The organism is Nocardia sp. NPDC004722 (assembly GCF_053601505.1).
This window is the reverse complement of the sequence record NZ_JBSGBY010000230.1, coordinates 1-11960: the sequence shown is the minus strand read 5'-3', so window position 1 is coordinate 11960 and position 11960 is coordinate 1. Positions and strand designations below refer to the sequence as shown.

Below are 11960 nucleotides of genomic sequence, written 5' to 3'. Positions count from 1 at the left end.
ACCCATCGACACGCTCAACGAGAACCAATCCAACGGACTCACGATGAGAGAGCACCGGCGATGACGCACGCCCAGATAGCCCCTCGTACACCGCCCCTTCTTGGTGCCGGTCAGGTGCAGATGCTCGCGCAGGGCGTCCAGCAGGCTGGTGCGCGGCTCCAGGACCGCGTAGTACTCGTGGCCGTTCACACGCAGGGTGGTCATGGTGCGGCTGGGCCCGAGGAATTCGGCCGGTGCGATGCCGGTCCGCTTCGACGGTTCGACTGTCATGCCTCGCCTCCTGCCTCGCGGACTCGGGAGGACCGCGTTGGTTGCCGGACTGCGGTTGGGATGAGCTGGCAAAAGCCTAGCAACGTCGATGGGTGGGTGCGCGGGGCGATCGCGGCCCGCACGAGTGGCCGAAGCGCCCCGGCCTGCCCGGTAGGCTCGAGGCGGCAGTGCAGGACGCGAGAACGCAGGACGCGAGCAGGAGGCGGTCATCGAGGAGCGGGCAGTCGCGGCGACGGAGTCGGCGCGCATACTCGGCAGGATTCTGCCCAACGGGGTCGCCGCGGCCGAACTGACGGTGTACCCGGAGGACCTGAAACCGCATCCCGGCGAGGAACATCTCATCGCTCGCGCGGTCGAGAAGCGGCGGCGCGACTTCATCGGCGCGCGGTACTGCGCGCGGCAGGCCCTCGAACAGCTCGGGGAACCGGCCGTCGCCATCGGCAAGGCCGAGGACGGCGCACCCGCGTGGCCGCGCGGCATCGTCGGCAGCCTCACCCATTGCGACGGGTACAAGGCCGCCGCCCTCGGGCACAAGCTGCGGGTCCGCTCCATCGGCATCGACGCCGAACCGCACGACCGGCTGCCCGACGGGGTGCTGGAATCGGTCAGCCTGCCGCCCGAGCGCGAATGGCTCGCCGCGGTGCTGCCCGGCACCGACCTGCACCTGGATCGGCTGCTCTTCTGTGCCAAGGAGGCCACCTACAAGGCGTGGCGTCCGCTGACCGGGCGCTGGCTCGGCTTCGAGGACGCGCACATCACCTTCACCGTCGACGAGGAGTCCGCGGGCGGCGGTGCGGGCACCTTCCACACCGACCTACTGATCCCCGGCCAGGTGACCGACGGCGGCGCCCCGCTGCGCTCGTTCGACGGCCGCTGGCTGATCAGCGACGGCCTCATCCTGACCGCGATCGTGGAGGCCTGATGACGACGGAACCGGGCACCCTGCCCGCCGCCGAGCGCGACAATCCGGCCGAGGGTAAGCGGGACAAGCGATCCCGCGAGCCGCGGCCCCGGCGTGAGAAGCTGCCGCCGCTGGTGGACGCGTTCGGCGGGCTGGTCATCGTCGACAAGGACGGCGGCTGGACGAGTCACGACGTGGTCGCCAAGGGGCGAGGACTGTTGCGCACCAAGAAGGTCGGGCACGCGGGCACCCTGGACCCGATGGCCACCGGCGTGCTGGTGCTGGGCGTGGAGCGCGCCACCAAACTGCTCGGGCAGCTCATCCTGACCACCAAGGCATACACCGCCACCATCAGGCTGGGGCAGTCCACGATCACCGATGACGCCGAGGGCGAGGTCACCGCGACTACCCCGGCCGGGCACGTCACAGATGCCGAGATCGCCTCGCACATCGCGGAATTGACCGGCGACATCCAGCAGGTGCCCGCCACCGTCAGCGCGATCAAGATCAATGGTGAGCGCGCCTACGCCCGCGCCCGCGCGGGGGAAGAAGTGGAGCTGGCCGCGCGGCCCGTCACCGTGAGCCGCTTCGAGGTGCTCGAGCGCCGCGACATCGACACCTGCGCAACGCAGTTCGTGGACCTGGATGTCGAGGTGGAGTGCTCCTCGGGCACCTACATTCGCGCGCTCGCCCGCGATCTGGGTGAAAAGCTCGGCGTCGGAGGGCATCTCACCGCGCTGCGCCGTACCCGCGTCGGCCCGTTCACCCTCGAACACGCCCGCACCCTGGAGCAGCTGGCCGCGGCCGCCGCGGCGGGCGAGCCGATGCTGAGCCTGGATATCGACGCGGCCGTGCGCACCGCCTTCGAGGTCCGCGAGATCACCGAGGCGCAGGCGGGGGATCTGCGCAACGGCCGCTGGCTGGAACCGATTGGTCTGCAAGGTGTCTACGCGGCGATCGATCCCGCCGGGCACGCGGTTGCGCTCCTCAAAGAATCAGGCAAACGCGCCGCCTCGGTCATGGTGGTGCGGCCCGCCAATCTCTGAGGCGGCCCAGGCATTCCGGCCCCGGCGCGGGCACTGCCCTAGCGCCGACCCGGCGCTGCCCAAATCCGCACGCGGTCCGCGCGGCGAGCGCACCATGGAAAGGTCGTTCGGCCGCGTAGAGGAGGCGATCATGGCCACCGACCTGTCGCAGGAATCCATGAAGCAGTTTGTCGCCGACCACTTCGAGGAGTTCGTGAACCGGCGCAACGCGGCGGTCATCCACCGCAATATGACGCCGGACTTCCTCGACCACGACGGCCCGGGTGGCAAGCCCACCGACCTGACCGGCGACGAGAAGATGATGCTCGGCATGTACGAGGCCATGCCCGACCTGCACGTCACCGTGGTGGAAATGCTCGCCGAAGGCGACAAGGTCATGTGCCGCAACATCTGGCGCTGGACCGACCGCGCCACCGGCCAGCCCATGACCTTCCAGGGCTTCGTCCTGTGGCGCTTCCAGGGCCGCCGCATCGCCGAACGCTGGGCCACCGTCTCCCAGCCCTCACCGCATCCCGGCTGGGCGTAAAGCCAGGACCGTCAACACCTCGACGGCGAGCGGCGCGGCGACCGAAAATCGCTGGCGCCGTGCGAGCCCGCGAGCGTAGCGTGACATCCCTCGACGCGGGGTAGCGCAGTTAGGCAGCGCATTGGTTTCATATGCCAGAGGTCGCGGGTTCGAATCCCGCCCCCGCTACGACCGACGGCCCCGGGCTTTCCGCCCGGGGCCGTCGCCGTGTCCGCGCACTCCGCCGCGATACCGATCCTGCCGTAATTCATTGGCCGCGTGGAGACGTGCTGTATAGCGTGAGTTCTCGACGCGGGGTGGAGCAGCCGGTCAGCTCGCCGGTCTCATATGCCGGAGATCGCAGGTTCGAATCCTGCCCTCGCGACGTGCACGGCCCCGGGATCAGCGTCCCGAGGCCGGCTTGCGTCAGCGGCCCTCGACGGTGTGCCGAATGACGGTGCGGGGCGGCGGTTCCGGCGGGTCGCTCGCCGGGTGTCGTGCACGGCGGTTTCCTCGGGGTTGTGGTTGGGGTGTGGGGGCCGCGTACGGTTCAAGGGTGGAGTTGCGGCAGTTGCGGTATTTCGTCGCGGTGGCGGAGGAGCTGCATTTTCGGCGGGCGGCGGAGCGATTGTTCATCTCGACTCCGACGCTGAGTCAGCAGATCCGGGCCATCGAGCGGGAGGTGGGCGGGCCGTTGCTGATTCGGGGGAATCATGGGGTGGAGTTGACGGCGGCGGGGGAGGTGCTGTTGAAGACCGCCCGGAATGTGCTGGAGGCGGCCGAGATCGCGCTGCGCGAGACCCGCGCGGTCGCGCAGCCCGGCAACGCGGTGTTCCGGCTGGGCATTGTGAACGGCGCGCCGAAATGGCTGCCCGGCCGGATGGAGGCGCTGCTCAAGGCGCGGCAGCCGGGGGTGCGGGTGGCGTTCGCGACCGGCACCAGCAGCGAGCAGGCGCGGCTGCTGGATCGCGAAGAGGTCGATCTGGCGGTGCTGCGGCTGCCGGTGCGGCTGGCCGACCATCTCACCTACACGCCGATCGCCGACGAGGAGCTCGGCATCGTCATGTCGCGTGAGAATCCGCTGGCCGCAGCGGGTTCGGTGGAGCCGGCCCGCATCGCGGACCACGAGCTGATCATGTTCGCCCGCGATGCCGCGCCCGAAGTGCACGATTCGGTACTGGCCCAGTTGCGTGAGCGCGGCGCGACCGTGGTGCTCAGCGACAGCGCCATGAGCCACGCCCAGATGCTGCAACTACTGCCGCTGCGCCCGGAGGCGATCGGTGTCGGCTCGGCCCGCACCGCGTCGGTGCCGGGACTGGTGTGGCGGCCCCTCCAGCCGCGCCCGCTGGTCATCACCTATGCCGCCGCCTGGCGCACGGCGACCCGTAACCCTTTGCTGCACACCATGGCCGACGCGCTTGCCGGAGGTTTGCGGCTGTCCTCGGACTGAGCGCCGCGACGGCTGGGCGCACCGCGTCGACCGCCGCCGCGCCACCTGCGTCTGGTTCGCGCCACCAGCGTCCGGCTCGCGCACCGGTGTCGGCTCGCGCCACCGGCCCGGCTACGGGACCGACACCGGGCGCAGGCAGCTCTCCAGCGGGGTGACGATCGAGCACAGGGCGGGCTTGCGGGTGGGGCGGTAGTCGGCGGGGACGCCCTGCGCGGCGGTGATGGCCTTGAAGGCGGGCACCGCGTCGGTGGGGTGGCGGGTCAGCGTCGGGTCGTTGCGGGCGTCGACGGTGTAGAGGCCGAATCGCGGTGAGTAGCTGCCCCATTCGTAGTTGTCGGTGAGGCTCCAGTAGTTGTAGCCGATGACGTCGATGCCGTCGGCCTTGGCGCGCTGCAGCCAGTAGACGGTGTCGCGCAGGTGGTCGGCGCGGTCGTAACCGTCGGCGCGCGGGGCGGCGTCATCGGTGGGCAGCCCGTTCTCGACCACGTAGAGCGGCAGGCCGGGGAACTTCTCGGCGTAGGTGCGCAGGTCGTAGTAGATGCCCTCGGGTTCGATGGCGTTGTTCCACAGATCGCTGCCGACCAGCGAGGCGCTGGGCAGATGTTGCAGGGACACACCGTAATAGAAGTCGAGGCCGACGAAATCGAGCTTGCCCTTGACCCGGTCGGCGAACAGCAGATCGGTCAGGTTCTGCACGATCGGGTACTGCGCGATATTGCTGGTCACCCGCGCGCCGGGCTGCCGCTGGTGGATGTAGTCGTAGATGGCGCTGTGCGCGGCGACGAGCCGATCGAACATGGCCGGGGCGTCCAGCAGCCCGATGTCGCCGATCTGAATCGACTGCGCGACATAGCCCATCGGCTCGTTGATGGTCACCCACATCGGGTCGTCGGCGTCGTAGCGGTCGACCACGCGGCGCATATTGGTCAGCCAATCCGCCACCATGCCCTGGTTCTTCCAGCCGCCCTTGTCGGCCTCCCAGCCGGGGATCACCCAGTGGTCCAGCGTCAGCATCGGCCGCATCCCGGCCGCCTTGATCTTCGCGATGACCCGGTCGTAGAACTGGAAGCCGTTCTCGTCCCACGTGTTCGGCTGCGGCTGCACCCGCGCCCATTCGATGGACAGCCGGTACACCTTCAACCCCATGCCCGCCGCCAGATCGACGTCCTCGGCGTAGCGGTCGTAGAAGTCGACCGAATTCCGGTACGTGTCATGGGCTTTCCCGGAATTGGCATACCGCAGCCAATTGCTGTCGGGCGCATGGCCTTCGGACTGGAAACCCGCCATGGCCACGCCCCACAGAAAGTCCGGCCCCAGCGCGGGCACGCTGGTCGGCGCGCCCGAGCTGCCGGTCCCGGAACCGCTCGCGCTGCCCGATGCCGAACCGGTGCCGCTGCCGGATCCCGATCCACTGGAACTGCCGGACCCGGCGATGTCCGCGGGATCCGCGGCGGCCGCGGCGGCACTTCCGGCGATGACGGCCAGCGCGGTCAACATCGAGCACATGACTCGTGAGCGTTTCACACCGGGGGACGATACTGGTCACTCGTCCAATATGCGACCGATTCGGCCGATAATCTTCGATGTTAGTCCGGGCCTCACACGCCTTCGATCCCACGTCGTGGACCGCGACGCACGTCGCGGGTTGGCTGAAAGGCATGACAGACAAGGGATTTGCACAGCAGTCCGAGCGCGCGGTGGTCGTCGGCGGCGGCTCGGGAATGGGACAGGCGATCGCCGACGCCCTGTTGAGCGAGGGCTACGAGGTGATCATCGTCGGCCGTTCCGAACAGCGACTGGCCGACGCCGTCCGCGAACTCGGCGACGGCAAACTCACTGCGATCGCCGCGGACATCACCGATGAGCAGGAGGTGGCGCGGCTGTTCGAGACCGTCGGCGCCGTCGATCACGTCATCACCACCGCAGCGGATCTGGACGGTTCCTACGGGCCGATGGCCACTTTCGACTTCGAGCACGGCAGCGGCTTTCTCGAGACCAAGCTGCTCGGCGCGATGCTGCTGGCCAAGTACGCACGCCTGACCGAAAACGGTTCGCTGACGGTCATTTCCGGTATCGCGGCCTACCGTCCGGCGGTCGGCGGGGCGATGGTCGCGGCCATCAACGCCGCCCTCGAGGGCCTGGTCCGCGCTCTGGCCGTGGAACTCGCCCCGATCCGCGTGAACGCCGTCTCACCGGGCTGGGTGATGACCGGTATCTGGGACCAGATGCCATGGGAGGACAAGGACGAGCGGCTGCGCGCGATGGCCGAGAAGCTGCCCGCCCGGCGCTTGGGGCGGCCCGAAGATGTCGCGGTGGTGGTGGCGTCGCTGCTGCGCAGCCACTTCGTGACGGGCACGGTGCTGCACGTCGACGGCGGCCACCGGCTGGTCTGACCCGCTAGTGCGCCTCGCTCAACCAGATGGCCTCGGCGGCGATGCTGCCGAGGTCGATGGTGCGTTCCTCGACGCGGACCGCGATGGTGCCCGCGAAGTCGCGGCGCTCGATCACCGCGATCGGGGTGTCCAGGGCGATGCCCAGGGAATCGAAGTAGCGCAGCATGGCCGGGTCGGAGTCGGAAATGCGTGCCACGCGGCCGGATTCACCGGCGTCGAAATCGCTGAGCTGGCGCGCCGGGGGAGTTGGGACCGCGCCGTCGACCGACGGGATCGGGTCGCCGTGCGGATCCCGGTCCGGGTGGCCGAGTTTGGCGTCGATGCGCTCCATCAGCGTTTCGGACACGGCGTGCTCGAGCACCTCCGCCTCGTCGTGCACCTCGTCCCAGCCGTAGCCGAGCTCGTTGACCAGGAAGGTCTCTATGAGCCGATGCCGGCGCACCATGGCGATGGCGGCGCGGCGGCCGTCCTCGGTGAGCGTGATGGAGCCGTAGCGCGCGTGCTCGACCAAGCCCTGGTCGGCCAGCTTGCGGACCGCCTCCGACACCGTCGACGCGGACACCCCGATCTTCTCCGCGAGCAGCTTGGTCGTCACCTTCTCCTGTGACCACTCACGCGCGGTCCAGATCACTTTCAGATAGTCCTGCGCGACCGAGGACAGCTCCGGCGCGATGCTGGTGGTGGTCCCGTGAGATTCGGAAGAGGCGGACGGATCGGCCAGCTCGCGGCGGGTGGCGATGTCTCGTTTTCCGGGCACGTACCCGAGCTTAGGCACACCTGGCGCGGTTTCCCACATCGGCTCGCATGCTGGTAGGGGCGATGCCACACCGAGCTGAGCGAGCATGTCGTCGAGACCGTGGCGACAACTTCGCGGTGAGCCCCCGTCCCGGTGAACACGCGGTGACGGGCATGCTTCCACCCGTGAAGATCGGCACGGCCGAATATTGCCTGTGACGCGCTTTAAGTAGGCTTCCGGTGTGCAGAGATGGCGAAGCCTCGACGAGATGCCCGCGGACTGGGGCCGGTGTGTCCTCACGATCGGGGTGTTCGACGGCGTGCACCGCGGTCACGCCCAGCTCATCAGCCGCGCGGTGAAATCGGCTGCGGTGCGCGGTGTTCCATCGGTGCTGATGACCTTCGACCCGCACCCGCTGGACGTGGTGCGGCCCGGTTCCCATCCGGCGCAGCTGTCCACGCTGAACCGGCGCGCGGAACTGGTCGAGGAACTCGGGATCGACGTGTTCGTGGTGATGCCGTTCACCCGCGACTTCATGAAGCTCACGCCGCAGGAGTACGTGGAGGAGCTGCTCGTCGACCGGTTGCACGTGTCCGAGGTCGTGGTGGGTGACAACTTCACCTTCGGCAAGCAGGCCGCCGGCACCCTCGACACCATGCGTGAACTCGGCCGCGCCCACGGCTTCGACGTCGACGGCGTGCAGCTGCTGGGCGAGCACGCGGTCACCTTCTCCTCCACCTATATCCGCGGTTGCCTGGGCGAGGGCGATGTGGGCGCGGCCGCCGAGGCGCTGGGCCGCCCGCACCGCGTCGAGGGCGTGGTCGTGCACGGCGACGGCCGCGGCAAGGGGCTGGGCTTCCCGACCGCGAACGTGGCCCCGACCATGCATGCCGCGATTCCCGCCGACGGCGTGTACGCGGGCTGGTTCACCGTCCTCGAGCCGGGCGACCCGCTCGCCGGGCAGCGGCTCATGGCCGCCATCTCGGTCGGCACCAATCCGACCTTCGACGGGCGCAATCGCACCGTCGAGCCGCACATCCTGGATTTCGACGCCGACCTCTACGGCAAGCACGTGGCCGTGGATTTCGTCGAACAGCTGCGCGGCATGCGCAAATTCGAGTCGATCGAGGAGCTGGTCGAGGCCATCGGCAAGGACGTCGATCAGGCCCGGAAAGTTCTCAATTCCGAGGACATGTAAACTGGCCCGTCGGGTCGGCTGCGGTTCGCGGCAGCTCCCACCCGGCTCAGTGTTTTGAACACCGTTCCGGACTTTAGCGCGGACTGAAACAAGGAGATTCTGTGGCTCTGACCACCGAGCAGAAGAAGGCCATTCTGGCCGAGTACGGCCTGCACCCGACCGACACCGGTTCCCCGGAGGCGCAGATCGCGCTGCTGTCGAAGCGGATCGCGGACCTGACCGAGCACCTGAAGGTGCACAAGCACGATCACCACACGCGCCACGGTCTGCTCGCGCTGATCGGTCGTCGTCGTCGCCTGTCGAAGTACCTGCAGGCCAACGACATCAACCGCTACCGTTCGCTCATCGAGCGTCTGGGCCTGCGTCGCTGATTTCAGCGACGACATACCTCCGCCAGCGGAGGTAGTTGACGAACCGGCCGACGAGGAGGCATAGAATCTCCTCGTTGGCCTTTCGTATATGTGTCCGATTTCCCCAGGAGGGGGAGGTCGAGACGGGTATACGCCAACAGAAGCCGTATGCACCCGCCGCGTGGCGTCGGTCTTCGGTAGTGGCTTTTCGGGGCGCGGATTGAGATGAACCATGCGCGCCCGGAGGGCTTCGATCGATGATCGCCTCCGCGTCGCCCTTCGTTGGAACGTTCCAGCCAGAGGGGACATCGGCCGGGTGTGCGTGCGACGACCACGAGGGTTGCCGCGCGCCCATGTCGGGTACGGCCGACGAGCCGGATCGCACGAGACGAATGTGCGAACCCCGGCGAAGACGAGAGGTTGAGATAAAACACATGTCTGACACACAGACCAGTTCCGCCGCCGAGGTCGAGCCCGGCGTCTTCGAGTCCGTGGCCCTGATCGACAACGGCGCCTTCGGAACTCGCACCATCCGTTTCGAGACCGGCCGCCTGGCCAAGCAGGCCGCGGGTTCCGTGGTCGCCTACCTCGACGACGAGACCATGCTGCTGTCGGCGACCACCGCCTCCAAGCAGCCCAAGGATCAGTTCGACTTCTTCCCGCTGACGGTGGACGTCGAGGAGCGCATGTACGCCGCGGGCCGCATCCCCGGCTCGTTCTTCCGTCGTGAGGGCCGCCCCTCCACCGACGCCATCCTGACCTGCCGCCTGATCGACCGGCCGCTGCGTCCGTCCTTCGTCGACGGCCTGCGCAACGAGATCCAGGTCGTCGTGACCGTCATGTCGCTGGATCCCAAGGATCTCTACGACGTGGTCGCCATCAACGCCGCCTCGGCGTCGACCCAGCTCGCGGGCCTGCCGTTCTCCGGTCCGGTCGGCGGCGTGCGCGTCGCCCTGATCGAGGGCCAGTGGGTCGCGTTCCCGACCGTCGAGCAGCTCGAGGGCGCCGTGTTCGACATGGTCGTCGCGGGCCGCGTGGTCGAGGGTGACGTCGCGATCATGATGGTCGAGGCCGAGGCCACCGACAACGTGCTCGCCCTGATCGCCGACGGCGCTTCGGCTCCGACCGAGGCCATCGTGGCCGAGGGCCTCGAGGCCGCCAAGCCGTTCATCGCGCGACTGTGCAAGGCGCAGGCCGACATGGCGGCCCTGGCCGCCAAGCCGACCGAAGAGTTCCCGATCTTCCTGCCGTACCAGCCCGACGCCTACGAGGCCGTCGAGGGCACCGCCAAGCGTGAGCTGAACGAGGCGCTGTCCATCGCGGGCAAGCAGGAGCGCGAGGAGAAGATCGACGAGATCAAGCTCGCCGTACTGTCCGAGCTGGCGGAGTCCTTCGCCGGTCGCGAGAAGGAGCTGGGCGCGGCCTTCCGCTCGGTCACCAAGAAGCTTGTGCGCCAGCGCATCCTGACCGACAGCTTCCGCATCGACGGCCGTGGCCTGGCCGACATCCGCGCCCTGTCCGCCGAGGTCGCGGTCGTGCCGCGGGCCCACGGTTCGGCGCTGTTCGAGCGTGGCGAGACCCAGATCCTGGGCGTCACCACCCTCGACATGGTGAAGATGGCGCAGCAGGTCGACTCGCTCGGCCCGGAGACCTCCAAGCGCTACATGCACCACTACAACTTCCCGCCGTACTCCACCGGTGAGACCGGCCGCGTGGGTTCGCCCAAGCGCCGCGAGATCGGCCACGGCGCGCTCGCCGAGCGCGCCCTGATGCCGGTGCTGCCGTCGCAGGAGGAGTTCCCCTACGCCATCCGTCAGGTGTCGGAGGCGTTGGGCTCCAACGGCTCCACCTCGATGGGTTCCGTGTGCGCCTCGACCCTGTCGCTGCTGAACGCCGGTGTGCCGCTCAAGGCCCCCGTCGCCGGTATCGCCATGGGCCTGGTGTCGGACACCGTGAAGAACGACAAGGGTGAGGACGAGGTCCGCTACGTGGCCCTCACCGACATCCTGGGCGCCGAGGATGCCTTCGGCGACATGGACTTCAAGGTCGCCGGCACCCGCGAGTTCGTGACCGCGCTGCAGCTGGACACCAAGCTCGACGGCATCCCGTCGCAGGTGCTGGCCGGTGCGCTGAACCAGGCCAAGGATGCCCGCTACACGATCCTGGACGTGATGGCCGAGGCCATCAACACCCCGGACGAGATGAGCCCCTACGCTCCGCGCGTCACCGCCATCAAGATCCCGGTCGACAAGATCGGCGAGGTGATCGGACCCAAGGGCAAGGTGATCAACCAGATCACCGAGGACACCGGCGCCAACATCTCCATCGAGGATGACGGCACCGTGTTCGTCGGTGCGACCGACGGCCCGTCGGCGCAGGCCGCGATCGACGCGATCAACGCGATCGCGAACCCGCAGCTGCCGAAGGTCGGCGAGCGCTTCCTGGGCACGGTCGTCAAGACCACCGCCTTCGGCGCGTTCGTGTCGCTGCTCCCGGGCCGCGACGGTCTGGTCCACATCTCGAAGCTGGGCAACGGCAAGCGCGTCGCCAAGGTCGAGGACGTGGTCAACGTGGGTGACAAGATCCGCGTCGAGATCGCCGATATCGACAACCGCGGCAAGATCTCGCTGGTGCCGGTCGACGAGGATTCGGACAACTCCGAAGCCTCTGCTGCGGTCGACGCGATCGCAGAGTAATTATTTCTCTGTGACGAAGAAGCAGTCCGCTGTGCGCGCGGCGTCCGCGCGCACAGCGACAGACTCCGCGCACGGCGCGAAGGACATTGCCCCCTTGCTCCGGAATCTGGAGCAGGGGGGTTCTGCACTCGTAGTGGCCCAGAACCAAACGACCGCAACCGATATCGGTGTGCGGCGCACGGTGCTGCCCGGCGGGCTACGGGTGGTGACCGAACACGTGCCGGGCGTGCGTTCGGCGTCGATCGGCGTATGGGTCGGTGTCGGCTCCCGCGACGAGGGCCCGACCGTCGCCGGTGCCGCGCACTTCCTGGAACACCTGCCTCTCCGGCGGGCAGCGGGTGTTCAAACTCGCGGCCGAACTCGCCTATCTCGAATGCGGTGACCTGATCGAAAAGCTGGTGGCCGAGGGCAATTT

10 protein-coding genes, 2 tRNA genes and 2 pseudogenes are annotated in these 11960 nt (G+C 68.3%); 11 read left to right on the top strand and 3 right to left on the bottom strand.

Going from position 1 to position 11960, the window contains the following annotated elements:
- Nucleotides 1–270, bottom strand: a pseudogene (locus ACWELQ_RS22455) (hypothetical protein); the annotation flags it as partial.
- Nucleotides 271–517: 247 nt separating this feature from the next.
- Here ACWELQ_RS22455 and npt point away from each other — a divergent pair.
- From npt to ACWELQ_RS22425, 6 genes are all read left to right on the top strand, one after another.
- Nucleotides 518–1192 (top strand): 4'-phosphopantetheinyl transferase Npt, encoded by a 675-nt coding sequence (gene npt / locus ACWELQ_RS22450; protein ID WP_452399004.1) that lies wholly within the window; start codon nt 518–520, stop codon nt 1190–1192.
- Nucleotides 1192–2217: a tRNA pseudouridine(55) synthase TruB gene (gene truB, locus ACWELQ_RS22445; protein ID WP_452399003.1), complete on the top strand. Its 1026-nt coding sequence runs from the start codon at nt 1192–1194 to the stop codon at nt 2215–2217. The genes npt and truB overlap by 1 nt, the downstream gene beginning before the upstream one ends.
- Before the next feature lie 130 nt (nt 2218–2347).
- Nucleotides 2348–2743: an ester cyclase gene (locus ACWELQ_RS22440; RefSeq protein WP_452399002.1), complete on the top strand. Its 396-nt coding sequence runs from the start codon at nt 2348–2350 to the stop codon at nt 2741–2743.
- 94 nt (nt 2744–2837) lie between these two features.
- Nucleotides 2838–2911: transfer RNA gene (locus ACWELQ_RS22435), tRNA-Met, on the top strand.
- Between the two features lie 122 nt (nt 2912–3033).
- Nucleotides 3034–3107 (top strand) — tRNA-Met (locus ACWELQ_RS22430).
- 171 nt (nt 3108–3278) lie between these two features.
- Nucleotides 3279–4172, top strand: coding sequence for a LysR substrate-binding domain-containing protein (locus ACWELQ_RS22425; RefSeq protein WP_452399001.1), 894 nt, complete (start codon nt 3279–3281; stop codon nt 4170–4172).
- Between the two features lie 111 nt (nt 4173–4283).
- On the opposite strand, the gene ACWELQ_RS22420 is transcribed toward ACWELQ_RS22425, so the two are convergent.
- The gene (locus ACWELQ_RS22420; protein ID WP_452399000.1) at nt 4284–5696 is read right to left on the bottom strand and encodes a family 1 glycosylhydrolase; all 1413 of its coding nucleotides are present in this window, start codon (nt 5694–5696) and stop codon (nt 4284–4286) included.
- 134 nt (nt 5697–5830) lie between these two features.
- On the opposite strand from ACWELQ_RS22420, the gene ACWELQ_RS22415 reads away from it, so the two are divergent.
- Nucleotides 5831–6565 carry an SDR family oxidoreductase gene (locus ACWELQ_RS22415; RefSeq protein ID WP_452398999.1) on the top strand — a complete coding sequence of 245 codons (735 nt, stop codon included), beginning with the start codon at nt 5831–5833 and terminating at the stop codon, nt 6563–6565.
- A gap of 4 nt (nt 6566–6569) precedes the next feature.
- Here the strand turns inward: ACWELQ_RS22415 and ACWELQ_RS22410 are convergent, their stop codons facing one another.
- On the bottom strand, nt 6570–7322 hold the full coding sequence (locus tag ACWELQ_RS22410; protein ID WP_452398998.1) for a metal-dependent transcriptional regulator: 753 nt from the start codon (nt 7320–7322) through the stop codon (nt 6570–6572).
- A gap of 220 nt (nt 7323–7542) precedes the next feature.
- Between ACWELQ_RS22410 and ACWELQ_RS22405 the strand changes: the two genes are divergently transcribed.
- From ACWELQ_RS22405 to ACWELQ_RS22390, 4 genes and pseudogenes are all read left to right on the top strand, one after another.
- Nucleotides 7543–8499 carry a bifunctional riboflavin kinase/FAD synthetase gene (locus tag ACWELQ_RS22405; RefSeq protein ID WP_452398997.1) on the top strand — a complete coding sequence of 319 codons (957 nt, stop codon included), beginning with the start codon at nt 7543–7545 and terminating at the stop codon, nt 8497–8499.
- A 101-nt stretch (nt 8500–8600) separates the two neighbouring features.
- A complete protein-coding gene (gene rpsO, locus ACWELQ_RS22400; protein ID WP_040810622.1) occupies nt 8601–8870 on the top strand; it encodes a 30S ribosomal protein S15 in 270 nt (89 codons plus the stop codon).
- A gap of 413 nt (nt 8871–9283) precedes the next feature.
- On the top strand, nt 9284–11545 hold the full coding sequence (locus ACWELQ_RS22395; protein WP_452398996.1) for a polyribonucleotide nucleotidyltransferase: 2262 nt from the start codon (nt 9284–9286) through the stop codon (nt 11543–11545).
- Nucleotides 11546–11651: 106 nt separating this feature from the next.
- Nucleotides 11652–11864: pseudogene (locus ACWELQ_RS22390) on the top strand (insulinase family protein); the annotation flags it as partial.
- Nucleotides 11865–11960: the final 96 nt, after the last annotated feature.